The sequence below is a fragment of the Rhizobium sp. K102 genome, from assembly GCF_022385315.1.
In the GTDB taxonomy this organism is placed as follows: domain Bacteria; phylum Pseudomonadota; class Alphaproteobacteria; order Rhizobiales; family Rhizobiaceae; genus Rhizobium; species Rhizobium croatiense.
Genome location: NZ_CP092435.1, coordinates 95,931 through 120,832, shown reverse-complemented (window position 1 = coordinate 120,832; position 24,902 = coordinate 95,931). Strand labels below are relative to the sequence as shown.

At 61.7% G+C, this 24,902-nt stretch carries 23 protein-coding genes and 1 pseudogene; 14 read left to right on the top strand and 10 right to left on the bottom strand.

The window, feature by feature from the left end; all coding sequences use genetic code 11:
• Positions 1-87: 87 nt before the first annotated feature.
• Complete coding sequence (locus tag MHI61_RS04535; protein ID WP_239789697.1) at positions 88-846, bottom strand: SDR family oxidoreductase; 759 nt, start codon at positions 844-846, stop codon at positions 88-90.
• A gap of 173 nt (positions 847-1,019) precedes the next feature.
• Here MHI61_RS04535 and MHI61_RS04530 point away from each other — a divergent pair, with 173 nt between their 5' ends.
• A complete protein-coding gene (locus MHI61_RS04530; protein ID WP_239789696.1) occupies positions 1,020-1,919 on the top strand; it encodes an AraC family transcriptional regulator in 900 nt (299 codons plus the stop codon).
• A gap of 331 nt (positions 1,920-2,250) precedes the next feature.
• On the opposite strand, the pseudogene MHI61_RS04525 reads toward MHI61_RS04530, so the two are convergent.
• Together MHI61_RS04525 and MHI61_RS04520 are read right to left on the bottom strand one after the other, a co-directional pair.
• Positions 2,251-2,562, bottom strand: a pseudogene (locus MHI61_RS04525) (TOBE domain-containing protein); the annotation flags it as partial.
• 61 nt (positions 2,563-2,623) lie between these two features.
• Complete coding sequence (locus MHI61_RS04520; RefSeq protein WP_239789695.1) at positions 2,624-3,610, bottom strand: MBL fold metallo-hydrolase; 987 nt, start codon at positions 3,608-3,610, stop codon at positions 2,624-2,626.
• 135 nt (positions 3,611-3,745) lie between these two features.
• On the opposite strand from MHI61_RS04520, the gene MHI61_RS04515 reads away from it, so the two are divergent.
• Positions 3,746-4,642, top strand: a complete 897-nt coding sequence (locus MHI61_RS04515) for a LysR family transcriptional regulator (RefSeq protein ID WP_222140977.1) — start codon at positions 3,746-3,748, stop codon at positions 4,640-4,642.
• 173 nt (positions 4,643-4,815) lie between these two features.
• On the opposite strand, the gene ugpC is transcribed toward MHI61_RS04515, so the two are convergent.
• The 5 genes from ugpC to MHI61_RS04490 form a co-directional block, all read right to left on the bottom strand.
• The gene (gene ugpC / locus MHI61_RS04510) at positions 4,816-5,949 is read right to left on the bottom strand and encodes a sn-glycerol-3-phosphate ABC transporter ATP-binding protein UgpC (protein WP_239789694.1); all 1,134 of its coding nucleotides are present in this window, start codon (positions 5,947-5,949) and stop codon (positions 4,816-4,818) included.
• Positions 5,950-6,039: 90 nt separating this feature from the next.
• On the bottom strand, positions 6,040-7,245 hold the full coding sequence (locus tag MHI61_RS04505) for an ABC transporter substrate-binding protein (RefSeq protein WP_239789770.1): 1,206 nt from the start codon (positions 7,243-7,245) through the stop codon (positions 6,040-6,042).
• 71 nt (positions 7,246-7,316) lie between these two features.
• The gene (locus tag MHI61_RS04500) at positions 7,317-8,174 is read right to left on the bottom strand and encodes a carbohydrate ABC transporter permease (protein WP_097582279.1); all 858 of its coding nucleotides are present in this window, start codon (positions 8,172-8,174) and stop codon (positions 7,317-7,319) included.
• Entirely contained in the window at positions 8,171-9,055 is an 885-nt protein-coding gene (locus tag MHI61_RS04495) for a sugar ABC transporter permease (RefSeq protein WP_106795811.1), read from the bottom strand. Before MHI61_RS04495 ends, MHI61_RS04500 begins: the two co-directional genes overlap by 4 nt.
• Before the next feature lie 13 nt (positions 9,056-9,068).
• Entirely contained in the window at positions 9,069-10,226 is a 1,158-nt protein-coding gene (locus MHI61_RS04490; RefSeq protein WP_239789693.1) for a Gfo/Idh/MocA family oxidoreductase, read from the bottom strand.
• A gap of 332 nt (positions 10,227-10,558) precedes the next feature.
• Here MHI61_RS04490 and yghX point away from each other — a divergent pair, with 332 nt between their 5' ends.
• Complete coding sequence (yghX, locus tag MHI61_RS04485; RefSeq protein ID WP_097608656.1) at positions 10,559-11,446, top strand: YghX family hydrolase; 888 nt, start codon at positions 10,559-10,561, stop codon at positions 11,444-11,446.
• Positions 11,447-11,736: 290 nt separating this feature from the next.
• Here yghX and MHI61_RS04480 read toward each other — a convergent pair whose 3' ends face one another.
• Positions 11,737-12,783: a saccharopine dehydrogenase NADP-binding domain-containing protein gene (locus MHI61_RS04480; protein ID WP_239789692.1), complete on the bottom strand. Its 1,047-nt coding sequence runs from the start codon at positions 12,781-12,783 to the stop codon at positions 11,737-11,739.
• 103 nt (positions 12,784-12,886) lie between these two features.
• Between MHI61_RS04480 and MHI61_RS04475 the strand changes: the two genes are divergently transcribed.
• The gene (locus MHI61_RS04475) at positions 12,887-13,483 is read left to right on the top strand and encodes a TetR/AcrR family transcriptional regulator (protein WP_239789691.1); all 597 of its coding nucleotides are present in this window, start codon (positions 12,887-12,889) and stop codon (positions 13,481-13,483) included.
• 238 nt (positions 13,484-13,721) lie between these two features.
• On the opposite strand, the gene MHI61_RS04470 is transcribed toward MHI61_RS04475, so the two are convergent.
• Positions 13,722-14,594 carry a LysR substrate-binding domain-containing protein gene (locus tag MHI61_RS04470; protein WP_239789690.1) on the bottom strand — a complete coding sequence of 291 codons (873 nt, stop codon included), beginning with the start codon at positions 14,592-14,594 and terminating at the stop codon, positions 13,722-13,724.
• Between the two features lie 140 nt (positions 14,595-14,734).
• Here MHI61_RS04470 and MHI61_RS04465 point away from each other — a divergent pair, with 140 nt between their 5' ends.
• The 10 genes from MHI61_RS04465 (at position 14,735) to MHI61_RS04420 (ending at position 24,771) form a co-directional block, all read left to right on the top strand.
• Positions 14,735-15,496, top strand: a complete 762-nt coding sequence (locus tag MHI61_RS04465; RefSeq protein ID WP_239789689.1) for an SDR family oxidoreductase — start codon at positions 14,735-14,737, stop codon at positions 15,494-15,496.
• 24 nt (positions 15,497-15,520) lie between these two features.
• Entirely contained in the window at positions 15,521-16,360 is an 840-nt protein-coding gene (locus MHI61_RS04460) for a transketolase (protein WP_239789688.1), read from the top strand.
• Positions 16,357-17,394 carry a transketolase family protein gene (locus MHI61_RS04455; protein ID WP_239789687.1) on the top strand — a complete coding sequence of 346 codons (1,038 nt, stop codon included), beginning with the start codon at positions 16,357-16,359 and terminating at the stop codon, positions 17,392-17,394. The genes MHI61_RS04460 and MHI61_RS04455 overlap by 4 nt, the downstream gene beginning before the upstream one ends.
• Positions 17,395-17,453: 59 nt before the next feature.
• Positions 17,454-18,461 carry a TRAP transporter substrate-binding protein gene (locus tag MHI61_RS04450; RefSeq protein WP_239789686.1) on the top strand — a complete coding sequence of 336 codons (1,008 nt, stop codon included), beginning with the start codon at positions 17,454-17,456 and terminating at the stop codon, positions 18,459-18,461.
• 26 nt (positions 18,462-18,487) lie between these two features.
• Positions 18,488-19,018 (top strand): TRAP transporter small permease subunit, encoded by a 531-nt coding sequence (locus MHI61_RS04445; protein WP_239789685.1) that lies wholly within the window; start codon positions 18,488-18,490, stop codon positions 19,016-19,018.
• Positions 19,015-20,274 carry a TRAP transporter large permease subunit gene (locus MHI61_RS04440; protein WP_239789684.1) on the top strand — a complete coding sequence of 420 codons (1,260 nt, stop codon included), beginning with the start codon at positions 19,015-19,017 and terminating at the stop codon, positions 20,272-20,274. The genes MHI61_RS04445 and MHI61_RS04440 overlap by 4 nt, the downstream gene beginning before the upstream one ends.
• 10 nt (positions 20,275-20,284) lie before the next feature.
• Positions 20,285-21,787 (top strand): sugar ABC transporter ATP-binding protein, encoded by a 1,503-nt coding sequence (locus MHI61_RS04435; protein ID WP_239789683.1) that lies wholly within the window; start codon positions 20,285-20,287, stop codon positions 21,785-21,787.
• On the top strand, positions 21,784-22,794 hold the full coding sequence (locus tag MHI61_RS04430; protein ID WP_239789682.1) for an ABC transporter permease: 1,011 nt from the start codon (positions 21,784-21,786) through the stop codon (positions 22,792-22,794). The genes MHI61_RS04435 and MHI61_RS04430 overlap by 4 nt, the downstream gene beginning before the upstream one ends.
• A 40-nt stretch (positions 22,795-22,834) precedes the next feature.
• The gene (locus MHI61_RS04425) at positions 22,835-23,812 is read left to right on the top strand and encodes a substrate-binding domain-containing protein (protein ID WP_239789681.1); all 978 of its coding nucleotides are present in this window, start codon (positions 22,835-22,837) and stop codon (positions 23,810-23,812) included.
• A gap of 65 nt (positions 23,813-23,877) precedes the next feature.
• A complete protein-coding gene (locus MHI61_RS04420; protein WP_239789680.1) occupies positions 23,878-24,771 on the top strand; it encodes an amidohydrolase in 894 nt (297 codons plus the stop codon).
• The last annotated feature ends 131 nt before the right edge of the window (positions 24,772-24,902 follow it).

Genomic DNA, 24,902 nt, shown 5'->3' with positions numbered 1-24,902 from the left:
CGTGGAGGCCCTCTCTTTATCGCGCGGCAATAAGCCTTGGCGCGCGACGAACGCTCCACGCCTCCCTCGCGCAGCCGTGGCAGCGGTTTACAGCATCTGGCCACCCGAAATATCGAAGCAAGTGCCGTTCGCCCAACCCATGTCGTCGGAGAGGATTGCGGCGACAGCGCTGCCGATATCGTCCGGCAGACCGACGCGGCCGAGCGCGATGCCCTGCGCGACGAAGGCATTGACGCCCTCGTTATCGCGCACCGCGCCGCCGCCGAAATCAGTCGCGATCGCGCCGGGAGCGATAGCATTCACCCGGATCCTGCGTTCACCCAGTTCGAGAGCCATAAATCGCGTCAGGACCTCGGTCGCCGCCTTCATTGCCGCGTAGACGCTATAGCCGGGCAGAGTGAAACGTACGAAACCGGAAGAGACATTGAGGATACGGCCGCCGTCCTCGATCAGCGGCAGAAGCCTTTGGGTGAGAAAGATCGGACCGCGCAGATGTGTCGCCACCAGAGCGTCGAACTGTTCCTCCGTCGTCTCCGCGAAATTGGCGAATACGCCGATGCCGGCGTTGTTGACGAGATAGTCGAACTGCTGACGGCCAAAAGTATCGTCCAGCGCCGTGGCGACAGCTTCGACAAAGAGCGGAAAGCCCGGCGTGTCGGTCACGTCAAGCGGGATCATGACGGCCTTGCCGCCTTTCGCTTCGATTTCGTGCTTCAACGTATCGGCTTCGGCCGCGCCGGTGCGGTAGGTGCCGATGATGCCGACGCCACGGTCGGCGAGATGAAGCGCCATGGCGCGACCGAGACCGCGGCTAGCGCCGGTGATGAGAGCGATTCTGTCAGTCATGTTCTGCCTTTCAGAAGAGAATATTGGCGAGCGGCAAATCGCGTGCGATGAGCGCCGCCTGCCTCTGCAAGGTAGCGACAAGCCCTCACCTAAACCCGCCTGATCGGATCAACATCTTGCCCAATTGTCTCAACTGGCTTGCCCGGTGCCAGAGCTACTGACATAGTCCTTGAATGACCGAAGTCTTCGAACAGCATCTTGAAATCGCCCTGCGCCACGCCAAGCCTGACACGCTGCTCACGCCGATCCCGCGCGTCGAGCTGCTGGTCGGCGATCGCCCGACCGGTGAGACGCCTTGCCTTTATCGGTCGATGGTTTGCTTCATTCTTCAGGGCTCCAAACGCGTCGCCTTCAACGACAGCGTTCTGAGCTACGACAGTTCACAATATCTGATCAGCGCCCTCGATCTGCCGCTGATGGGCCAGGTGTTGGACGCCGACCAGCATCGCCCTTATGTCGCCGTCTCATTGACACTCGATCCCGCCTTGCTGGCAGAACTGGCCGCTGCCATGCCGCCCAAGCGGGAGAGCGACGGCGAGCAGATCGGTCTGTCGATCAATCCGATGACGGTCGAGCTCCGTGATGCGCTCCTCCGATTGCTTTCGCTGCTGGACAAGCCCGCCGACATCCCGGTTCTCGCGCCTATGGTTGAGCGCGAATTGCTTTATCGTCTCCTGCAGGGCCCGCAGGGGCGCCTTCTCCGCCAGATCGCGCAGCCGGAGGGGCCGCTGGCCCGCATTCGCCGCGCCATCGCATGGATCAGGGACAATCACGACCAACAATTGCGGATCGATGCGCTGTGTGAGGCAAGCGGCATGAGCCGAGCGAGCCTGCACCGGCACTTTTCGGCGATCACGGGCTTCAGCCCGCTCCAATACCAGAAGCAACTTCGCCTGCAGGAGGCCCGCCGGCTGCTGCTGGGAGGCGAGTATAGCGCATCGGTCGTCGCCTTCGCGGTCGGCTATGAGAGCGCATCCCAGTTCAGCCGCGAATACCTCCGGCAATTCGGCGCGCCGCCCGCCCGCGACATCCGCCAGATGCGGAAACATATCGACGCCGCATCGGCCAACTGAGCGCCCCCTAAATGCCGCCGCCGTCGAAGCCTTCACAGCCTAAAGTTGGGGTGGCGGACGGCGTTTCCTGGATAATGCCAACTCGGCACTCTCAGCATGATCGCTTGCGGCTGCCAAATCCTTGTATTTCCAAGGCTCAAACTGTCCGTTCTCGTCCTTCTTCCGGATCGGTAGATCGAGCCACGCTGTTTCCTGGTAGGACCAATCTTTGGTCCAGTAGTCGTTCGCGCCCCATTACTCTTTCCGCAGCCGCGGCGGCGTAAATTGCTCGACCGGTAGGTTCCCATATGCTCGGCTGGACTACGTCTAGGTATGGGCCGTGGTGCGCGCTTCAAGCCGCCGTCGGGTTGATCACGTTCATATCGATTTCCGTCAGCTCCACACGCCGCTCGAAGGCGATGCCGGCCTCGTCGAAGAGATGGCAGTCGGCAGCATTGATGCCGGTTGACACAGGCGCGTCGGGGCGGATGCCGACGCTGCCGGGCAGCATGGCGCAGAAATTCTCGGCCTCGCCGTTGAGCGAGGCATAGGCGACCGTATTGGCGCCGAGGCGCTCGATGACGGTCGGGGTGACGGTGAAGACGATATCGCCGCCGTTCAGCTGGATATGCTCCGTCCGGATGCCGAGCGTTAGCGTCTTGCCGGTCATCCGTCGCGCGCGGAGGCGGTTACTGGTTACTACCTCGCGACCGCCGGAGCGGACGTCAGTTCTGCAAGGCCCAGTCCGCGATCTGCCAGCGCATCTGCCCACGGTCGGCAACGACACGGCCGAGCCCTGGGAAAGGCATGTGCGTGGCGGCGATGAGGGCGCCCTCCGAAGCGGCGCGAGGGAAAAACCGGTCGCGCATCGCTTTGGCCGCGGCAGGATCCTGCTCGAACAGGAAGAACACATCGGTCGCCCCGGGATGCACGACGGGAAAGATCATATCCGAAACCATGATGAGGCTCTGTCCGCCATCTTCGACCCGCACGCCGATATGGCCGGGTGTATGGCCGGTCAGATCGACGATCGAGACGCCCGGCACGATTTCCCGCTCTCCGTCGATCGCTTGAATTCTCGGGTAAAGGCGCACGACCTCCTCGGCCATCTTGAAGCTGGTCTGCAGATAATCGGGCGCACCATTGCGCTTGGCCGGATCGGTCCAATGGGCGACGTCGCGGCGATCTATGTAGAGTTCCGCCTTGGGATAGTTGTTCTTGCCTCCGAGAATCAGACCGCCCATGTGGTCCTGATGCATATGGGTCACGATCACCGCGTCGATCTGGTCGGGCCGCACGCCGAGCGTGGCGAGCGCCTGCGGCAATTGGCCGGTTTGCCCGATCGAGCCTGCCGCACCGGCGTCGATCAGGATGCGCCGTTCGCCATCCTCGACGAGATACTGGTTGAAGAGGAACCGCACGCCGCTCGGGCGGGCTGTGAACTGCGCGACTGCCGCCTGTTCAACCTCCGCAGCGGTGCGCCCGGGAAAATACTCATAGGGCATATCCGCATACCCATCCGTCAGCGCTGTCACCGTGAAACGGCCGATGCGGATCTGCGCGAGCGGCGTAACACTGACCGGCGCTTCTGCGATATCCTGTGTCGCGGCAAGCGCAGACGCGCCTTCAATCATTCCTCCGCCGAGGAAGCTTCCCCCGAGGAGGCCGAGAGGGAGAGCGCTTGCAAAGGCACGACGCGAAAATTTGGGCATGATGTCCTTCCTGATCATTTGGCAAAACGGGGAGCCGGGCAGCGCCCTTTAACGAAGGTGAAGCTATGACATCCACAAACAGTAGGGTATCCTGCCATTCTGGGAACTTTCCTCTCATATTGCGGAAGGATTTGGATGGACCGTTTTGACGCGATGTCGGTACTGCTGGCGGTGGTCGACGCCGGCAGCCTTTCTGCCGGGGCGCGGCGACTGCATGCACCTCTTGCCACGGTTAGCCGCAAGGTCGCGGATCTTGAAAAGCACCTCGGCGTGCCCTTGGTGCTGCGCACTCGCCGGGGCCTCTCGCTGACCGAGGAGGGGCGCGCCTTCGTCGCCGCCTCACGGCGTATCCTTGAGGAGCTGGACGCGGCGGAGCGGCAGGCGAGTGGCGAACATGGGGCGCTGCGTGGCGGGCTTCATGTGACCGCACCCGTTGCTTTCGGCGAGCGTCATCTGCTGCCAATCGCGCTGGAATTCTTGAAGGAGCAGCCCAATATCAATCTGCGCCTGACGCTGGTTGATCGGCAGATCAATCTGGCGGACGAGCAGGTTGACGTGGCTCTTAGAATTGGCCACCTGACGGACAGTGCACTGATCGCAACGCGCGTCGGCAGTGCCCGACGGGTGATCTGCGCTAGCCCCGACTACCTCGCCCGCCGAGGCGTCCCGCGTCGGCCGGAAGATCTTGTACGGCATGACGGCATCAGCTTCCAGGGCTTTGCGACCGCGCCGGAATGGCGCTATCGCCGGGACGGTCCAGCCTTCACCATCGAGCCGCGCCCCAAACTCGCTGTCAACACGACGGAGGCGGCCGTCCAGGCTGCACTCGCAGGAATCGGCATCATCCGCGTGCTGTCTTACCAGATTTCCGAGCAGCTGCGCTCCGGTGCTCTGCAGGAACTGCTGACGGAGTTCGCGCCGGAACCGCTGCCGGTGAACGTTATGCATGGACCGGCCGATCCCCTGTCGCAGAAGGTGCGGTGCTTCCTCGACTGGATCGTGCCCCGCCTCCGCGCGCAGATGGCGTACTAAAGCACCATCGCCTCGGCTCGATTAATGACAGACAGGCGCCCCGGTCCGAATGATTCGGGGCGCGGCTGGCCTTACCAAGCTCGTAACATCTCGCTCTCCTGGAAAGAGCTGAACGAGCGGCGCACTGCAGCCATACTCCCGAAGCCCGAACCGCTGAAACAAAGCCAGTCGCCTCAAGCCGCCGTCGGGTTGATCACATTCATATCGATTTCGGTCAGCTCCACCCGCCGCTCGAAGGCAATGCCAGCCTCGTCGAAGAGATGGCAGTCGGCGGCATTGATGCCGGTGGCAACCGGTGCGTCGGGGCGGATGCCGACGCTGCCGGGGAGCATGGCGCAGAAATTTTCGGCCTCGCCGTTGAGCGAGGCGTAGGCGACCGTGTTGGCGCCGAGGCGTTCGATGACGGTCGGGGTGACGGTAAAGACGATGTCGCCGCCGTTCAGCTGGATATGCTCCGGGCGGATGCCAAGCGTCAGGGTCTTGCCCGCCATGCCGTCGCGCGGCGTCACCGGCAAGACGGCGGTCTGGCCGAGATAATCGACTTCGACGCCGGCGGCGCTGACGCCCTTGCAGGTGACGGGAAGAAAATTCATTTTCGGGTTGCCGATGAAGCCGGCGACGAACTGGTTGGCGGGCTTGTGGTAAAGCTCCAGCGGCGCGCCGGTCTGCGAAATATTGCCGGCGTCGAGCACGACGATGCGGTCGGCCATCGTCATGGCCTCGACCTGGTCGTGCGTGACATAGATCATCGTCGCCTTCAGCTGCCGGTGCAGCTTGGCAAGCTCGATGCGCATGTCGGCGCGCAGTGCTGCGTCAAGGTTGGAGAGCGGCTCGTCGAACAGAAAGATCTTCGGTTCGCGCACGATGGCGCGGCCGATCGCGACGCGCTGGCGCTGGCCGCCGGAGAGCATGCCGGGCTTCTGCTGCAGCCGCTGGTCGAGATGCAGGATGCGCGCGGCGTTTTCCACCTTGGCCTTGAGCTTTTGCTCTTCCATCTTCTCGACGCGCAGCGGGAAGGCGATGTTCTCGAATACCGTCATATGCGGATAGAGCGCGTAGGACTGGAACACCATGGCGATGCCGCGCTTGACCGGCGGCAGGTCGTTGACCCTGACGCCATTGATGATGATATCACCCGCCGTCGTCGCGTCGAGGCCGGCGATCATCCGCAAGAGCGTGGATTTGCCGCAGCCTGACGGCCCAACGAAGACGACGAATTCGCCGTTCCGCACCTCGAGCTGCACGCCCTTCAGAACTTCGTAGTCGCCGTAGAATTTCTGAACATTGTTGAGAAGGAGCTGTCCCAAAAATCTGCCTCCGCCGGCGGCCTTCGTCGCACATTCGATAGAGGGAGGGGCCGCGGTTTATGCCGCGACCCCAATGAGCCTCAGAAGAGGTTATTTGAAAGCCTCGATTTCGCCGGCAGCCTTCTTCAGCGCGGCTTCCGGTTCGGCCTTGCCCGTCACCACGGACTGGATCATCTCGATCATCGAGTTCTGGAAGCCCTTATAGTCGGTGAAGAGCGGCTCGGGACCACCATAGCTGATGCCCTCGATGAGCGGCTTCCAGTAGGGGTCCTTGGCGACGAATTCGTCGACCTTTGCCGAGGGACGCAGCGGGGTGAGGCCGGCGCCGCCCTGCAGTTCGTATTCCGACTGAACATCCGGCGAGGTGATGAACTTGGCGAATTCGGTCGCCTTGTCCTCGACGCCCGAACCCTTGAAGATCGCCAGGCTGTCGGTGATCAGAAGCGTGCCGGGGCCCTTGGCGTTGGGACCGAGCGGCAGCGTCGTGATGCCCCAGTTGATCTTCGTCTCCTTCAGGCGGGAGGCCGCACCCGATCCGGCCTGGATCATGGCGACCTTGCCGTCGAGGAAGATGGCGCGGACTTCGTTCTGCTCATAGGCCGTCGGGCCTTCTTCGGAGTAGGGGACGATGTCCTTGTAGGCCTTCAGCGCGGCGAGGATCTCGGGGCTGTCGAGCGTCACCTTGCCGTCGGCGTCGATCACCTTGCCGTTGTTGGTGTAAACCCAATGCATGAACTGGTGCATGGTGTTGTCGAAGGTTTTGGCGGAGAGACCGAAGCCCGGAATGCCGGTCTTTTCCTTGATGGTCTTTGCCATCTCGATTTCTTCGGCCCAGGTCTTCGGCGGCTTCTCGGGATCGAGGCCGGCCTGCTTGAACAGGTCCTTGTTCCAGTAGAGCGCCTTGGTGGAGAAGGCGATCGGAACGCCCCACTGGTTGCCCTCGAAGGTCACGGTGTCGACGATATTGGGATAATAGGACTTCTTCTCGTCATCGGTCATCGGCACGGGGACGATGAGGTCGTTCTGGGCGAACTCCTTCAGCGTGCGCGAGCCGACATAGGCCATGGCAACCGGCGTGCCGGCGGCGGCCAGCGTCGTTGCCTTGTCCTGGCACTGCGCCCAGCCGACGACTTCAGGCGTGACCTTCCAGCCGGCGTTCTTTTCTTCCCACTGCTTGATGTATTTGGTGTGGACCGGGTCGATCGTGTCGCCGCAATAGATCCAGCTGATTTCCTTGTCGGCGGCTTGAGCAGTGACCGCGGTCAGTGCCGTCGAGCCGAGCAGGGCGAGCGCCATAAGGCCTGTCTTGATTGTTATGCTCACGTCGTGACTCCCATTCTTGGTTAGCTGTTCACTCGTTTTTGCTTTTATTGTTTCACCGCACCGGCGGTCAGACCGCCGACAAGGTAACGCTGAAGGAAGAAGATGACGACCATCGCCGGCGCGATGCCGACGAAGGAAGCCGCCATCAGTTCGTTCCAGATGACCTCCTGCTTGCCGAAGTAAGCAAAGAGCCCCACCGGCAAGGGCATGTATTCGGTCTTCGAGTTGAAGGTCAGCGCGAAGATGAATTGCTGGGCGTAAGCGCCGATGAAGGTGGTGATGGCGACGACGATGATCCCCGGCATCGCAATAGGCAGGATGACGCGGCGAAGCGTGTAGAAGTGGCTGGCGCCATCCATGTAGGCGGCTTCGTTGAGCTCCTGGGGAATGCGGATCATATAGGTGCGCAGCAGCCAGATCGCCGACGGGATGAGGAAGGCGACTCCCGGCACGATCATGGCGAGGTAGGTGTTGAGCACACCCATGCTGCGCATCAGCCGGAAGAGCGGGATCAAGAGCACGGCGCCGGAGAACATGTTCACCGTCAGGAAGGCGCCGAGCAGGATGCCCATGCCCCTGAATTCGAACTTGGCGAAGGCATAGGCCGCCGGAATGACGAGGCAGAGCACGATCAGCGTGACGATGATCGAGATGAAGAAGGAATTGAAGATATAACGTCCGAAGCCCGGCACGCTGATCCACATCGTCCGGTAGGCTTCGAACGAGCCGTTCTCCGGCCAGAAGCGGTAGGGCGAGGAGAAGAGCTGGGCGAGCGGCTTCAGCGACACCAGGAAGCCCTCGACGAAGGGCGCCAGCACGAAAAACAGGAACAGCGCGATGCCGCAATAGATCAGGATGATCTCCCACCAGCGGTAACGGTCGATCATGGCAGCATTGCTCATGCGCGCTTCTCCGGGTTGAGGCGGCGGGTGACGCGGAAATAGGCGAAGCAGAAGAGCGACAGGAAGATGCAGATCAACACGGCGCGCGCCGCCCCTTCACCGTATTTCTTCGAGCCGATCGCCGTCTGGTAGGTATCGATGATCATCGTCGTCGTCTCGCCGCTCGGGCCGCCCTGCGTCAGGATCCAGATAATGTCGAAGGAGTTGAAGGTGGCGATCAGCGACAGCATCGACATGGTGATGATCGCAGGCACCATCAGCGGCAGGGTGATGCGGCGGAAGCGGTACCAGCGTCCGGCGCCGTCGGTCCAGGCGGCCTCGTAGAGATCCTTCGGGATCGACTGGATCGCCGCCAGGAAATAGATCGTCACCAACGGCACGCCAATCCAGACGTCGGTGACGATCGTCGCCCAGAAGGCGGTGCTGCCATAGGCGAGGAAGGCGACCGGGCCGTCGACGAGGCCGAAACGCTGCAGCAGGCCGGAGATCATCCCGAACTGGCCGTTATACATCCAGCCCCACATGAAGATGCCGATCGCCATCGGCACGATCCAGGGCGGCATGGTCAACAGCCGGAACAGCGAGCGGCCGGGCACGGCGGCATTCAGCATGCATGCGCCGAAGGTGCCGATCACCATTTTCAGGGCAACCGAGAAGAAGGTCCAGATGAAGGTGCGGAAGATGACCTCCGCAAAAGTGGCATTGAAGATCTTCTCGTAGTTGACCCAGCCGACCCAGTTGGTGGTCTTCCTCAACGACGCGTCGGTGAAGGAGAGAATGAAGGTATCGACGAGGGGATAGGCGACGATGGCGAGAACATAGAGAACGGCCGGAAGAAGAAGGATCCAGGCAAAGATGAAGGCGCTTCTTTGGACACTCATCTTGCCGCCGTCCTCAAGCCGCTCTTGCGTGAAGGGCTTCGTCGAAGCGGTCCCAGATGGGTCTGAGGTCGACGACCGTTTTCTTCATCCTCGCTTCGTCCATCGCCAGCGCCAGGATGCCGGCCTCGAGCGCATTCAGCGTGGACACCGGCAGTTCGAGCCCGGTGCGCACGCTTTCGAGCAGGTCGCTCGCCATCTGTTCATCGGCGCCGTAATGCTGGGAGAGCTCGGTGGCGGCATATTTGTTTTCCACCACCTTCTTGCCGGTCAGCTGCTCGTGCACATCGAGATAGCCGCGGACGAAATCGCCTTCGGCCATGCCGCGCGAGCCCATGATGGCGAAGCGGCGGAACTGGTCGGGCACGTTGAGATTGGTGTGGAAGTTCATGCCGACGCCGTTCTCATATTCGACGATCGCCACCTGGTAATCGATGATGTCGGCGTCGCTGTCGAAGACCTTGTCCGAGCCCATCCAGCCGCTCGGCTTGCGATGGAAAAGCTCGAGGTCGTTGATGCCCTCGCGCGCCGGGTCATTGGCCGGAATGAAGCTCTTGCGGCCGCCGAAACTGGCGACGCGCTCCGGCCGTGCGCCGACGACGCCATTATAAAGGTCGAGGTCGTGGCAGCATTTCTCCAGCATGAAGCTGCCGGAATAGCGCTCGTAGCGGCGCCAGTCGCGCATGAAGAAAGCGCCGTGATAGGGCTCGATATGTTCGGACGCCTCGATCGAGACGATCTGGCCGAGCTTGCCCTCGGCCTGGATGGCGCGCAGATCCTTGTAAAGAGGGGAATAACGCAGGACCAGGCCGACCATCAGCCGCTCATGGCCGAACTTCGCCATCAGATGGGCAAGCTCGATGCTTTCGGCGATCGTCGTGACGATCGGCTTTTCGCAGAAGACCTTGAGGCCGGCCTGCAGCCCGAGCCTGATATGGCCGAGATGCATGTGATTGGGAGAGCCGATCATCAGCAGATCGAGCTTCTCGGAGGCGATGAGCTCTTCCGGCGAAGCATAGGCCTTGCCGGCGGAAATGCCCTTTTCCGTCAAACCGGGAAGGCCGGCGGGATCGGGATCCACATAGCCGACGATGTCGAAGCTGCTATCGATCGCTTTGAAGACATAGCCGAGATAGCCGAGCCGGAATCCGAGCCCGATGATTCCCACTTTCATGCCGATCAAGTTCCCAATTTAAGTAATTTATTTTCTTTAAGTTGGGACAAAAATCGGAAGGCGTCAATAGAAAACGGGCCGCAAGACGCGAGCATGAAATTAATTTTCATAAGTCGGTAGGCGGCTGCCGATCAGGCGCTTCGATCGGCTCGGATGCGGGGGCGCCGGATACAGCAGGCGTATTTTTGAAGCCCCGGACCTCGACGCCAGGCTTCCTTGCAACTGGCGGCAATCGCGCCGGCAAGCTCACGCGAATCTCGCGAAATGTTGAAAAGAGCCGCGCGCTTACCTGTGTAGGATGCTGCGAGAACCCGAGGCCAGGAGGAGCCATCATGACCCGCATGACAGCCAAGGATTTCCCACAGGAACTGCTCGAACTCTATGATTATTACGCGCATGGGAGGATCACCAAGCGCGAGTTTCTCGACCGGGCCGGCAAATTCGCTGTCGGCGGCGTGACCGCGGCCGCGATCCTGGCGTCGCTGAGCCCCGATTATGCGCTGGCGACCCAGGTCGAGGCGACCGATCCCGATATCTCAGCCGAATACATCACCTATCCCTCGCCGAAGGGAAATGGCGATGTCCGCGGTTATCTCGTCCGTCCCAAAAACGCCACCGGCAAGGTCGCCGCCGTCGTGGTCGTGCATGAGAACAGAGGCCTCAACCCCTATATCGAGGATGTCGCGCGGCGCGTGGCGAAAGCCGGATTCATCGCGCTGGCGCCCGACGGCCTCACCTCGGTCGGCGGCTACCCCGGCAATGACGAAAAGGGGCGCGAGCTGCAGCAGAAGGTCGATCCGGAAAAGCTGATGAACGACTTCTTCGCGGCGGTCGAGTTTCTGATGAAGAATGATCTCACCACCGGCAAGGTCGGCATCACCGGCTTCTGCTACGGCGGCGGCGTCGCCAACGCCGCGGCGGTCGCCTATCCCGAGCTTGCCGCCGCCGTGCCGTTTTACGGCCGGCAGCCACGCGCCGAGGACGTGCCGAAGATCAAGGCGCCATTGCTGATCCATTATGCCGGGCTGGACAAAGGCATCAACGAAGGCTGGCCGGCCTATGAAGCGGCGCTGAAATCCGCCGGCAAAACCTACGAGGCCTATATCTACCCCGACGTCAATCACGGCTTCCACAATGATACCACGCCGCGCTACGACGAGGCCGCCGCCAAGCTCGCCTGGCAGCGGACGGTCGATTGGTTTACCAAATACCTGGCTTGAGAATGCAGTGACCAGTCGGCGGGGAGCCATCCCCGCCGACTGGCAAAATGTCGTGCCCGGTTATTGCGAACGTTCGACCTTGCGCCGTCCCCGGCTGACCATCATTCCGCCGACGTTTTCCACTCTGGACGGCCAGTCTGGCCAGCAAGTTCGTTAGGAGTGGCGGCCCCGCTCATGGCGGCAGTTCTACCTCTCTCTGCTTCTGAGGTCCCGCAATTTCAGGCGGGACGGGAGCATTTTTGGCGGCCTGAGCGCACCATCCGTCTTTGAAGCAATCTCTCGCGGAAAGCTCAAGTTTCCGATGTCTCAACCAGCAGATTCGAGCCGAGCGCCTGCAGGAAACTCCCGGCATCAAAAATGGCAGCCGGTGGCTTTGCACCGGTGTCGCGGATGTCGCCCGACAGGATCCGCTGGACCGCTTCGCAGATGATCGGCGCCGTGACGGCATAGATGTCCTGTCCCTGGGCGAGAAGCCGGCGACGCAGGTCGCCTTGCGTGATGATCACTTCGACGGCGAAGCGCTGCGCCGAACGCCCGGTTTCATCGATGGCCTGGGGCGGGGGCGTTGACGGATCGCGAACATCCCGCAGGGCTGTCGTGCTGAGAAAGGTGTGCAGCTCCCTGATGCGGACGTGGCGGGCGATGAGCGGTACTTCCGAAAATGGCAGCTCGACGAATGTTTGCCGGCCGAACGGGGCCGGTAAAACGGCCACCTTCTCCGCCGGTGGCTGATGGACGGGCCGAAGCTCTCCGCCGCTGACGGCGAGGCGCTGTGTCCTGTTCTTCTCGCCGGTCACGCGCGTGCCTTTCGTGGGCAGCCAGCTGTCGAGCGCGACCCGGATTTCGACAGTGTCTGCATCCTGCCATTCGTCCATCAGGGCTGCCACCAGCAGATCGGCAAGACCGCCGTAAAATCCCATGGCCGGGATGACGGCTATGCCTGCTTTTCCGGCCGCAGCCCCATGCCGGTCGAACGTGGCCTGAACGCTCGGCTGTTCAGCCGTTACATCGAGATAGTGGATGCCGGCGCGCAACGCGGCACGCACGACCGCGTCGGCCGTCTCCATGAACGGACCGGCGCAGTTGATCACCGCCGCCGCTTCGGCGAGCGCCCTGTCGAGCGCCGCGTCATCCTCTATGGCTGCTTCGCGGCATTCGACGCCACGTTCCGGAAAACCAGCTTCCGCCAATCGCCCGGCACTCCGACCGATCGCAATCGGTTTCAACCCGCGCCGCAACAGTTCGGTGACGACAAACCGGCCGGTATGGCCATTCGCGCCGAAAACCGCGACGGCGGCCTGGGGTGTTCTGATGATGGCGGCTTGATGCGTGGTCATTGCTCTCTCCTGCGCTACAGACCTGTCTGTTCTCTACAGAACATACAGGTCTGTAGCGTGTCAACCAGTTTTCTGCTAGTGTGGCTAAATTGGAGATATGCGAATGACGAAAAGCACAGCGAACGCACTTGCCCCAGCCGTGAACGAGGTCCGGGACAGAATTCTCGAGACGGCATCGGAACTCTTCTACCGGCGCGGCGTACGCGCCGTCGGCGTCGATTTGGTGGTGGAAAAATCTGGGGTCGCCAAAACCAGTCTCTACCGCCATTTCGGCACAAAGGACGATTTGATTGCCGCCTTTCTTAAGCGCGAGGACCTGGATTTCTGGAGCACCTGGGACCGGGTAACCGAGCGGCATGCGGATGACGCTTTGGCCGAACTCGACGCCCATTTCGAATGGATCGGCGAACGGGTCGGACGGGACAATTACCGCGGCTGCCCGCAGATCAACACCGCTGCCGAGTTTCCGGAAGCCGGTCACCCCGCCCGCAAGGTCGCCGAAGCCCATATGCGTGAAATGCGGCGGCGCCTAAAGGCCATCGCCGCGAGGCTGGCGGTTGCGGCGCCCGACCGGCTTGCCGGGCAACTCGCGGTGCTGATCAACGGCGCCTTTGTCAGCATGCAGGTCTTCGAACCCGGCGAGGCGACCGGCTTGCTCCGCGATGCCGCTCACGCCCTGATCGCCGCTGGCCGCAGTTGATTCATGGGGCACACTCCCAGAGTTGGAAAAGGGGTAATGCTGCTGCAATCGCGCGCAAGTGCAGGGTTCGGCAAGCATCCACCGGCTTGCCCAACAGCTCGAGTTTTCGGACATACCGAGTTCCGCGCCAAGGTGCGGAGCATCTTGGCAGCTCCCCACATTTTGCGGCCTTCCCGATGTTGTTATCAGTAGAGACGGTTTGAACGCCCAGCCTCCTCAGGGAGGAACAAATACGTCCTCAAAAAGTCTGCGACGTCAGCCAATCGGCGAACACCTTTGACAGCCGCCGCTGGCTGCCGGCTTTTGGATAAGCGAGATAGTGGCCGATGTAGCGGTTGTCGCGGCTGTTACTGAACGGGCGAACCAGACGCCCGCTGTCGAGCTCGCGTCTTGCCAGAGTGTTGGACTCTAACGCCACCCCCAGCCCGTTCGCCGCGGCGTCGACTGCCAGAAAGCTTCTATCGAAGCTCATGGCGGGCAGGGGCGGAGGGCCGAGATTGTTGAGTTCGAACCAGTCGATCCACTGGATCCTTTTCAGGTCGCTGCGGATGAGGGGAAGACGCGCGAGATCGCGCGGGTTTTTCAGTCGTTCAGCCATCTTTGGAGAACACAGCGGAGAAATGATCTCTTCTCCAAGCGGCACGACGATCAAATCTTCTCTGTTCGATGGTTCGCCGTAGATGATGTCGACATCAAACAGGCCGTCCACGAAACGCGCATAGTTTGTGCTCGCCGCCACCCGGACCTCTACCCCCTCGTTCTTGCCGAGGAAGTCGGGAAGGCGTGCCGAGAGCACCTGCGCGGCATAGCTCGGCGCGCAGTGAACCCGCAGCAGGTGGGTCTTGTTGGATGAAATCATCTCAACACCGCGACGAAGCTCTTCAAAGGCATTGGAGGCATGGGACAGAAGCGTCTGCCCCGCCAGAGTCAGGGTGACCTTTCGCGTGCTGCGCTCGAAGAGGGAGATGCCAAGGTCACGCTCGAGCTTTGCAATGGCATGACTTACGGCACTTGGTGACAGGTGCAGCTCCTCGGCTGCAGCGCGAAAAGACGCCAGCCTGGCTGCGGCTTCAAAGATGCGGACCGCGGAGAGGGAGGCCATCTGCAACATCGGATTAGTGAACCAGATTCACCCACCGTTGTAAACTTCGCGTTTGTCGAACGGCGTCAACTCGATCAGTTTCGAACCCGCAAGCCAACTGACTTGTCGAAAATTTGCCAGATGCTCGGGACGCATCGGGAGGAGATTACATGCTACTGAATGGGAAGACCGCGGTCATTTCGGGCGCGGCGAGCAGGCGCGGCATCGGCCGTGCGACGGCACAGCTTTTCGCCGAGCATGGTGCTCGCGTCGCCATCCTCGATATCGATACCGACGCCGCTGCGGAGGCCGCCGCGGCGCTACCGAGCGTCAACGCCGGCAACCACTTCGGGCTTCGCTGCGACGTCGCCGACAAGGGCTCATGCGACGAGGCCGCATCCAAAGTAATCGAATCCTTCGGCTCCGTGAACGCACTGATCAACAACGCCGGTATCACCCAGCCTGTCACAACGCTCGACATCACGGAAACCGACTGGCAGCGGATCATCGCCGTCAACATGACCGGTGTGCTCTTCCTGAGCCAGGCATTCATCCCATACATGCGCGACAACGGCGGCGGCTCGATCGCCTGCATGTCCTCGGTGTCGGCGCAGCGGGGCGGCGGCATCTTCGGCGGACCTCATTACTCCGCAGCTAAGGCAGGCGTGCTCGGCCTCGCCAAAGCGATGGCCCGCGAATTCGGTCCAGCCGGAATTCGCGTCAACTCCGTCACGCCTGGCCTCATCCAGACGGATATCACTGGTGGCAAACTCACCGATGAGATGCGCGCCGACATAATCAAGGGCATCCCCCTGAGCCGGCTCGGAGAGGCCGCCGACGTCGCGAATATTTACCTGTTCCTCGCCTCGGATCTGTCGGCCTACGTCACTGGCGCGGTCATCGACGTCAACGGCGGCATGCTGATCCACTGAGGTCCATTCCGGAGAGAGACCGACATGAGCCAGATTGGCCACAATATCAGCCTGACGGAACGCGCCCGGCGCATCCGCCGTCACGCGCTGCGCATGGGGGAAGTGCAGGGGCAGGGTTACATCGCCCAGGCGCTCGGCGTCGCCGACGTCCTGGCGGTATCCTACTTCCACGCCACGAACTACCGGCCGGACGATCCCGAATGGGAGGGGCGGGACCGCTTCCTCCTGTCGATTGGGCACTATGCCATCGCCCTCTATGCCGCGCTGATAGAAGCCAAGATCATTCCGGAAGACGAGCTGGAAACCTATGGCACGGATGACAGCCGGCTGCCGATGTCCGGCATGGCCGCCTACACGCCCGGAATGGAGATCACCGGCGGATCGCTTGGACACGGGCTTGGCATCGCTGTCGGAATGGCCTTGGCGCTGAGGCGGAAGAAGTCCTCGTCCTTCGTCTACAACCTGTTCTCCGACGGCGAACTCGATGAAGGTTCGACTTGGGAGGCGGCAATGTCGGCGGGCTCCTATAAGCTCGACAATCTGATTGGCATCGTTGACGTCAATCAGATGCAGGCCGACGGCCCATCGATCGGGGTGCTCAATTTTGAACCGCTGGCCCCCAAATTCGAAGCCTTTGGCTGGTTCGTGCAGCGGGTCGACGGCAACGATATCGGCGCGCTCGTAGAAGCCTTCGAAGCTGCTCGTCATCACGCCGAGGCGAAGCCTCGCATCATCATATGCGACACGAAGATGGCGAAGGGGGTGCCCTTCCTCGAGGCGCGCGATCGAAACCACTTCCTGCGCGTCGAACCCCACGAATGGGCCGAGGCCCTCAGGATCATCGATGCGGGAGTGCAAGCATGAGGCGTTCCAAGTACATCCGGCCTGCGCATCTTGAAAGCGGCGTCGACAAGCCCCGGCTTACGACGTCGGCGATGATCGCATCGATTGCCGGCCCCGATCAGCCGACCAGGCCCGCGCCTTTCGGTAACGCCCTGGCAGCTCTGGCGCGGAAGGACGACCGCATTCTCGGCATGTCCGCCGACCTTGCGAAATACACGGACCTTCATGTGTTCCGCGCTGCCCACCCCGACCGCTTCTACCAAATGGGCATGGCGGAACAGCTGCTGATGATGTCGGCGGCGGGCATGGCGCGCGAAGGCTTTCAGCCTTGGGTGACGACATATGCCGTCTTCGCGTCCCGGCGGGCCTACGACTTCATTTGCCTGGCGATTGCCGAGGAGATGCTTGATGTGAAGATCGTCTGCGCCCTTCCGGGCCTGACGACGGGATATGGGCCGAGCCACCAGGCGACTGAGGATCTCGCAATGTTCCGCGGCATGCCGAACCTGACAATCGTCGATCCGTGCGACGCGAGCGAAATAGAGCAGGCAGTTCCGGCGATCGCCGCCCATAAGGGGCCGGTCTACATGCGCCTGCTGCGCGGCAACGTTCCGCTGGTTCTGGAGGAATACGGCTACAAGTTCGAACTCGGCAAGGCCAAGCTCCTTTGTGATGGCAAGGACACCCTCATCATCTCGACGGGGCTGATGACGATGCGCGCGCTCGAGGCTGCCAAGCTGCTTCGAAACGACGGCGTCGACGCTGCCGTCCTGCATGTCCCGACCATAAAGCCGCTCGATGAGGCGGCGATCGTCGCCGAGTGCCGCAAAGGTGGGCGGCTCGTGGTCGTGGCGGAGAACCACACGGTCATTGGCGGCCTTGGAGAGGCAGTCGCCGGAACGCTGTTGCGTGCCGGCGTCGCACCGCCGGCCTTCCGCCAGATCGGCCTGCCCGACCAGTTCCTGGAGGCGGGCGCCTTGCCGACGCTTCATGACCAATACGGGCTATCGACCCTGAAGGTGACGGAGGCGGTCAAGACCTGGCTCTCGACCTGACGACATCGACCGGTTGAGGAGATGCCGGCCGCTTAAACAAGCTTGTGATGGAGGATGAAATGAGCTTGCAGATGAACAGAAGATTTTTCCTGGCGACCGCCACTGCTGCGCTCGCGGCCCCGGCAATCGTGCTTTCAAGCCGATCCGCCAGCGCTGCCGCCACGACCTTGACCCTTGGCCATGGCGCCGCGCCCGGCAATCCCAGAACCGTCGCTGCCGCTAAATTCGCGGAACTCGTCAAGCAGAAGACCGAAGGTCGTATCCAGATCAACGTCGCAGGCGCCGAGACGCTCGGAAGCGACTCTGCGATGCTGACCAGCCTGCGGACCGGAGCTCTGGACTTCACCGCAAACAGCCAGGGCGCAACTTCGGCGATCGTTCCGGAACTCAGCGCGCTCGGCCTGCCGTTCCTGTTCGAAAACACCGACAAGGCGGTGGCTGTCCTGAACGGTCCAGTGGGGGCCGAGCTCAACCGGCGCTTCGAAGCGGTCGGAGTCGTACCGCTCGACTGGTGGGACAACGGCATCCGGCACCTGACGAACTCGAAGCGGAAGGTGACTTCGCCTGCTGACCTGGCGGGCATGAAAATCAGGACGCCGGCCGATCCGATGACCATCGACATCTTCCAGGCTTTAGGAGCGGGCACCGAACAGATCGCCTTCGGCGAACTCTACATCGCCCTGCAGCAAGGCGTTGTCGACGGGCAGGAGAATCCGCTCGCCAATATCGAAAGCTCCAAACTTCACGAGGTCAACAGGTACATTAGCCTGACCGCCCACAAATGGGAATCCACACCGTTCCTGATGTCGAAGATCGCTCAGGCTCGGTTGGGGTCTAATTTAGAGGCGGTCAAGGCCGCGGCAAAGGAGGCAGGTGCTCTGCAGCGGAAGCTCTCGAGCGAGAAGGCCGCTGAGGTGCTCGAGAACTTCAAGAAGAACTCCGCCGTCGAGGTCGTGGAAGTCGACCACGACGCTTTCGTCAAGGCGACCGCGTCCGTCGCGGACAGCTGGAAGAAGAAGCCTTTCGGCGATTTTGTCACCCAGGTGGAAGCGGCTGCGAGGGGCTGAGGCTCCTCTCACGATCCGGAGGCCTCATGAGCAGGTTTTATTCAGCCGTCGATCTGGTCGCCGGTATCATCGTCTTATTCGCCCGTTTGGTGATCATCGTCAGCGGCATCGCGCTGACGGTGGTCACCACGGCCAACGTCGCCGCTCGATACGCTTCGGCGAGCGGGGGACTGTCGTTCGCCCAGGAGCTGCCGATGCTGATGTTTCCATGGTTCATCATCGCGGGAATCATCATTGCGGCCCATGCGGGCGGGCATATGGCCGTCGAATGGCTCTACGAAAAGCTCGACGGCAGTGCTCGGACGACGGCCCTCATCGTAGCGAACGCGATCAGCGTCGCCGCATTTCTGGTGCTGGCATATCAGGCGACCGTGGTGGCCGAGATTGCCGGGGCTGAACGCAGCCCCGTTCTGCAGCTTCCGAACAGCATCGGATACTACTCGCTTTCGATCGGTGCCGTGCTGGTGTCTATCGTCACCATCGCCGCGACCGTCCGCGTTCTCCGCCTCGGCTGGGATCACCGCCTCGAAATCAAGCCCGAGGAGATCGCGCTATGACACTCGTCATGATCTTTTCCTTTTGCATCCTCATGGTCCTTGCCGTCCCCGTGGGTTATGGGCTGATCATCGCGGCAGCACTAGGAGTGCTGTTCAATGGCTACGTCCCGCTCTCGGTTGTCGCCCAGCAAGTCTACGATCAGACCCAGTCCTTCCCGATGCTGGCGCTACCGTTCTTCATGCTTGCCGGCACGCTGATGCTTGGCGGCGAACTGGGGCGCCAGCTCCTGGAGCTTGCCTCTCGCGCCATGCAGCGGTGGCGCGGCGGACCACTTTCGACCACGGTCGTATCCTCCGTCGTCTTCGGCGGTGTATCCGGTTCGGCCGTGGCGAATGCCAGTGCGCTCGGCTCCGTTCTCATCCCATGGCAGAAGAAGCACGGGTTCCCGCCGGCGCTCTGCGCCGCCAACAACGCGACCTCCGCTGTCATCGACGTCCTCATCCCGCCTTCGATCCCGATGATCCTCTACGCTCTGATCAGCGGCGTCAGCGTCGGCGACCTCTTCATCTCCGGCATTGTTCCGGGGCTGATCATGGCCGCGAGCTTCGTGTTCGTGTGCTGGTACGTGTCAGTAAGGCGAGGGTATGCCATTGAGGCCGTGAAGGTCCGCAAGCGCGAGCTGGCGCGGCTGGCAGTGCAAAGCTTCCCGGCAATCCTGCTGCCGATCCTGATCATCGTCTTTCTGCGTTCCGGCTTGGCGACGCCGACAGAGGTCTCGGTCCTGTCGGTCGTTTACTCGCTGCTGCTCAGCATCCTCTTCTACCGTGACCTGACCTGGAAACGCTTCTGCGAAAACATGGTGGAGGCGGGCGTCGCGACGGGCGTCGTCATGCTCGTGATCATGGGCAGCGCGGCGGTCGGCTGGGTTCTGACATTCGATCAGGCCCCGCAGCACATGGCCGAATGGGTTTCGACGCACATCTCCAGCCCGATCGTCATCATTCTCATGATGAACCTGATCATGCTGGTGGTCGGCATGCCTCTCGACATGCCGCCGGCGATCCTCCTGCTCGGACCGATCTTCGTTCCTCTGGCCGATTCCATCGGCCTCGACCGGGTCCAGCTTGGCCTGATGATGGTGATCAACCTCGGGATCGGTCTCTACACGCCGCCGATCGGCACGACCCTGTTCATCTCGTCTTCAATCGCAAAGGCGCCGCTCGGCACCACGACGAATGAGCTCTGGCCGTTTTTCGGCATGGCCATGTTGCTCCTCCTCGCGGTCAGCTTCGTGCCGGCGCTGACGATCTACTGAGGAGTGTCCGATGAGCGAAACGTCCAAGAACGTCATCACCGTCCGAGGACTTACAAAGTCCTACGGTGCGACCTCTGTCCTAAAAGGCGTCGACTTCTCCGTTGCTCGGGGGGAGGTTCATGCGCTGCTTGGTGGTAATGGCGCCGGCAAGTCGACGATGATCAAGATCATCACGGGCGCGGCCTCGCGCAATGATGGAGAGATCCGCTTCTTCGACAGCAACGGCAGCGAACGGAGCGAGGCCGAGGGTAGGGCGAAGGTCGCAGTCGTGCACCAGGAACTTGCGCTCCTGCCGCATTTGACCGTCGCCGAAAACATCGCCCTGCCGCATCACAGGAAGGGGACGGGGTTGTTCCGGCGCGCCGCGGCGGCCGGACAGGCCTACGACGCGCTGCGGATGATCGATCAGGACTTTGCCGCCAGGTCCTTACAGAGGCTGGTTGGAAGCCTCAGCCTCCACGAAGCTCAGATGGTTGAAATTGCCAGGGCGCTTTCATCGGGTGCGGAATTGATCCTCCTCGACGAGCCGACTGCCAATCTCACCGCTCTTGAGACGGAGAGGCTGTTTGTGGTCCTGAGACGGCTCACCCGGGATACCGGTCTATCGGTCGTGTTCGTCTCGCACCGAATGAAGGAGATCAGGCAGGTCGCCAATGTCTGCACGATCATCCGCGACGGCCGCACGGTGGTCCATCGTCAGCCGATGGAAGAGCTGACGGACGCCGGCATCATCGAAAAGATGGGGCAGGTGGCAGCCTCTCATGCACCGGAACGGGTGCCGCGGCCCGCATACCGGCCGGACGCCTCCGCTGCGACGGACACTATTACCATCGAGGAGCCAGGTTTCAGGCTGGAACTGTTGCCGGGCACCGTCCTCGGCGTGGCCGGCGCACCGGCTGGACCGGCGGCACTGGTCGAAGCGCTGACAGGCGCCGCCCGGAAGAAGCGATGGACGGTTGCGCGTGCGGGATGGCCGGACCAGCTCCGATCGCCACGCAAAGCCGCCCGCCTGGGAGCGGGATATGTGACCGGCGATCGGGCACACAAGGGAGTCCTCCACAGTCTTCCGGTCATCGATAACGTGATGGCGTCCCGCCGTGTGACCAGAGGCGCGCTCCTCGCCGGCGGCTCTGAAGGGGGCGAATGCCTCGATCTGGTGAAGGCCTTGAAGGTGAAGGCCGCTTCCGTCTGGGATCTGCCGAGCACGCTGAGCGGTGGCACCCAGCAGAAGCTTCTGCTTGCCCGCTGGCTGGGCGTGCCCTCCCGGCTGCTGGTCCTCGAGGAACCGACCAGAGGCGTCGATATCGGAACCAAGCGTGAGATCTATCAACTCATCAGACAGATGGCCGCTTCAGGCACAGTGATCGTCTGGTGGTCTACCGAAAATGTCGAACTGCTGGAAGTCTGCGATCGCGTCATCGCCTTCGACACCGAGGGACGGTGTGCCGGTGTGATGGACCGCGATGACTTCAGTGAAGAGAAACTTGTTACCTTGACTGGAATGGCCGCATGACTGGGACCCGGGCACATATCGCGCCGACTGAGGCGCCGGCAACACAAATCAGACAGAGGGAAAGCCTCTTTAGCACCTACAGGACCGAGGTCGCGATCGCTCTGGCCATCGTGCTGCTGGCCCTTGCGGTCGGCTCGCAGGTTCCGCAGGCGCTCACCTGGGGCAACTTCGCCAATATCACGCAGGCCGGTGCGCCTCTTATCATCATGTCGCTGGGCGTCCTGCTTGTCGTCATCACCGGCGGTATCGACCTATCCGTCGGCTCGGTCTTCTCCTTGACCGGGATGGTGACCGCGCAGGCGATGGCAAATGGCTTTGGTGGCATCTCGGCAAGTCTGATCGGTCTAGGCGTGGGACTTCTTTTCGGATCGATCAACGGCTTCCTCGTCACGATCGCCGGCCTGGCGCCGTTCGTCGTAACCCTCATCACCTTTGCCGTTGCAGGCTCGCTGGCCTTCATCGTCACCAACGGGCGCTCGATGCCGATCGGCGATCCGGACTTCTGGATCCTCAACAGCGGCAGTCTGATACCGGGCGTGCCCAATTACATCCTCTTCTGCGCGATCCTCCTGATTGCGATCGAGCTCTTCCTGAAGAAGATGGTGGCGGGCCGCTGGTTCTATGCCGTCGGCAGCAGTTCGACGGCTGCCTATCTGCTTGGCATTCCGGTCAAGCGCACGAAATTCATGGCCTATGTCGCGTCGTCGCTGCTTGCATCGTTCTCCGGCCTCCTGACGATCTCCTACATTCTCAACGCTGAATCCACGGCCGGCTCAAGCCTGATGCTCCAGGCTATCGCGGCGGTCGTGATCGGCGGTGCAAGTCTGCTCGGCGGCACAGGAACCGCGATCGGCGCGGTGCTGGGAGCCTTGATGATCACGGTCATCCAGAACGGCGTCAATCTCATAGGCATCAACAGCTTCTGGCAGGGGTCGGTCACGGGCGTCGCCATTCTCATCGCGGTCCTTATCGACCGTTTCAGCAAGTCGCGGCGGGGGGCCGTTTGACATCAACCCGGCAAAGCCGGTCTTTGGAGGAGGAATGGAAATGACAAAAACGAAACGCGCAGTTGGGTTTGTTGCCGGCGTCGCACTGGCGGTCCTTTCACTTGCGGCCGCCGCGCAGGCCGAGGAGAAGAAGACGGTGGCATATATCGCGCCGTCGCTCGACATATCCTACTGGCAGTGGGTCGGCTACGGCGTGAAGCAAAAGGCCAAGGAACTCGGCATGGACTATGTCGAGTACACTTCGGAAAATTCGCCGGCCAAGCAGATGGACAATGCCCGCACTGCCGTGACCAAGGGTGTCGACGCGATCGTGATCGGCCCTGTCAGCTCGACGAGCACACCGCCGCTTCTCGCCTACTTGAAATCGCAGAACATCCCGATCGCTTTCGCCGGCATCGGCCCGCAGCCCGGCCAAACCGACTACACGTCGTCGGTTACGGCAAACAATTACGAGACCGGCAAGGCGCAGGGCGAATTTGTCTGCAAGCTTGCCAAGGACCGCGGCGGTAACCAGGTCGGCATGCTCTCATTGCCGCAGGACCGCGAGAATGCCCAGAAATATCTGAAGGGTGCTGAAGAGGCGTTCAAGGCGAGCGGGTGCGACCTGGTGCAGATGCTGGAGACCAGGGGGCTCACGGTCAATGAAGCGGTCACGCAGGCCAATGACATGCTCACCGCTCATCCTGACATCAAGGCCATTTACGGCATGTATGATGAGGCCGGGACGGGCGCCGCAAAAGTGCTTCAGACCCGCGGGCTTACGGGCAAGGTCGGCATCGCGGTTGCAGACGGCAGCCCGACCACGATCTCGCTGCTGAAGTCGAACGCGATCCAGGGCATCTTCTTCCAGGAAGCGGTTGGACAGGGGATCGACGGGACGCAGCAGGTCTTCAATGCGCTCTCCGGCGCCCCTGTCAAGAAGGACCTTGCTCTGATCATGCCACTGGTGACGGCCGATAAGGTCGACTCGCCGGAAGCGAAGGCCGTCATCGCACGGGTGTTCCCGCCCGCCAACTAAGGTGATGCGGACGCCGGCTGTTCTGGCCGGCGTCCTTTTCGGCAATCTCTTGAAGGTTCGCAGGCATGAAAGACCTCCCGATCATCGATCCGCATTTTCATCTCTGGGATCTCGACAACAACTACTATCCGTGGCTGTCGGACGGCGTGAAACCGTCTGCCTTCGGCGACTACACCGCCATCAACAAGACTTACCTCATCGCCGACTTTCTGGCGGACGCCAGGAATCAGAACCTGGTGAAGGCAGTCCACCTCGACGTCGGATACGATCCGAATGATCCGGCCGGCGAGACGCGGTGGCTGCAGGGCGTGGCTGACAAGCACGGTTTTCCTCACGGCATCGTCGGATATGCCGATTTCCGCAGACCCGACGTCGGCGACCTCCTTGACGAGCACATGACTTTCGCGAACTTCCGCGGCATTCGGCAGTCAATGAACTATCACCAGGATCCTGCCAAGACCTACCTGACCGAACCTGGCGTTAGCCGCACGCCGGACTGGCGCAGGGGTTTCAAGGAACTTGCCCGACGGGATCTCAGTTTCGACCTCCAGCTCTACTATTGGCAGATGGAAGAATTTCTCGACCTTGCCCGCGACTTTCCCGATGTGCAAATCATTCTGAACCACACGGGCATGCAGGTCGATGGCCCGAGCCATTTCGAGGGGTGGCGAAGGGGGATGCGCATGCTTGCGCAGGCGCCCAATGTCGCCTGCAAAATCTCAGGCCTCGGCATGGGCGACTGGACCTGGACGGTCGAAAGCATCAGGCCCTATACCGAGGAGGCGATTGCAGCGTTCGGCGTCGAGAGGTGCATGTTCGCATCGAACTTCCCGGTGGACAAGCTGTTCGGCAGCTACGACAAGATCATGGACGCCTTCAAGGTGATTACAGCGAACTACACCGGCGACGAGCAGCTTGCCTTATTTCATCATAACGCCGCTCGCCTATATCGGATTTGATGCAAATGTATGAGAATGGGGACCGGCCACAGATAGGGATCGACGGTTCCCGACATTCGTTGGGTTGCACTCAGCAAAATTTGTACCGCGATTTCCGGGCCGGATGCCGATGTCGTCCCGTCTTCGTCCAC

Excerpts from the sequence above, each read along its gene's own strand:
- MHI61_RS04535 (WP_239789697.1), bottom strand. The coding sequence starts at position 846 with ATGACTGACAGAATCGCTCTCATCACCGGCGCTAGCCGCGGTCTCGGT.
- MHI61_RS04530 (WP_239789696.1), top strand. The coding sequence starts at position 1,020 with ATGACCGAAGTCTTCGAACAGCATCTTGAAATCGCCCTGCGCCACGCC.
- MHI61_RS04520 (WP_239789695.1), bottom strand. The coding sequence starts at position 3,610 with ATGCCCAAATTTTCGCGTCGTGCCTTTGCAAGCGCTCTCCCTCTCGGC.
- MHI61_RS04515 (WP_222140977.1), top strand. The coding sequence starts at position 3,746 with ATGGACCGTTTTGACGCGATGTCGGTACTGCTGGCGGTGGTCGACGCC.
- MHI61_RS04505 (WP_239789770.1), bottom strand. The coding sequence starts at position 7,245 with ATGGCGCTCGCCCTGCTCGGCTCGACGGCACTGACCGCGGTCACTGCT.
- MHI61_RS04500 (WP_097582279.1), bottom strand. The coding sequence starts at position 8,174 with ATGAGCAATGCTGCCATGATCGACCGTTACCGCTGGTGGGAGATCATC.
- MHI61_RS04495 (WP_106795811.1), bottom strand. The coding sequence starts at position 9,055 with ATGAGTGTCCAAAGAAGCGCCTTCATCTTTGCCTGGATCCTTCTTCTT.
- MHI61_RS04490 (WP_239789693.1), bottom strand. The coding sequence starts at position 10,226 with ATGAAAGTGGGAATCATCGGGCTCGGATTCCGGCTCGGCTATCTCGGC.
- yghX (WP_097608656.1), top strand. The coding sequence starts at position 10,559 with ATGACCCGCATGACAGCCAAGGATTTCCCACAGGAACTGCTCGAACTC.
- MHI61_RS04480 (WP_239789692.1), bottom strand. The coding sequence starts at position 12,783 with ATGACCACGCATCAAGCCGCCATCATCAGAACACCCCAGGCCGCCGTC.
- MHI61_RS04475 (WP_239789691.1), top strand. The coding sequence starts at position 12,887 with ATGACGAAAAGCACAGCGAACGCACTTGCCCCAGCCGTGAACGAGGTC.
- MHI61_RS04470 (WP_239789690.1), bottom strand. The coding sequence starts at position 14,594 with ATGTTGCAGATGGCCTCCCTCTCCGCGGTCCGCATCTTTGAAGCCGCA.
- MHI61_RS04465 (WP_239789689.1), top strand. The coding sequence starts at position 14,735 with ATGCTACTGAATGGGAAGACCGCGGTCATTTCGGGCGCGGCGAGCAGG.
- MHI61_RS04460 (WP_239789688.1), top strand. The coding sequence starts at position 15,521 with ATGAGCCAGATTGGCCACAATATCAGCCTGACGGAACGCGCCCGGCGC.
- MHI61_RS04455 (WP_239789687.1), top strand. The coding sequence starts at position 16,357 with ATGAGGCGTTCCAAGTACATCCGGCCTGCGCATCTTGAAAGCGGCGTC.
- MHI61_RS04450 (WP_239789686.1), top strand. The coding sequence starts at position 17,454 with ATGAGCTTGCAGATGAACAGAAGATTTTTCCTGGCGACCGCCACTGCT.
- MHI61_RS04445 (WP_239789685.1), top strand. The coding sequence starts at position 18,488 with ATGAGCAGGTTTTATTCAGCCGTCGATCTGGTCGCCGGTATCATCGTC.
- MHI61_RS04440 (WP_239789684.1), top strand. The coding sequence starts at position 19,015 with ATGACACTCGTCATGATCTTTTCCTTTTGCATCCTCATGGTCCTTGCC.
- MHI61_RS04435 (WP_239789683.1), top strand. The coding sequence starts at position 20,285 with ATGAGCGAAACGTCCAAGAACGTCATCACCGTCCGAGGACTTACAAAG.
- MHI61_RS04430 (WP_239789682.1), top strand. The coding sequence starts at position 21,784 with ATGACTGGGACCCGGGCACATATCGCGCCGACTGAGGCGCCGGCAACA.
- MHI61_RS04425 (WP_239789681.1), top strand. The coding sequence starts at position 22,835 with ATGACAAAAACGAAACGCGCAGTTGGGTTTGTTGCCGGCGTCGCACTG.
- MHI61_RS04420 (WP_239789680.1), top strand. The coding sequence starts at position 23,878 with ATGAAAGACCTCCCGATCATCGATCCGCATTTTCATCTCTGGGATCTC.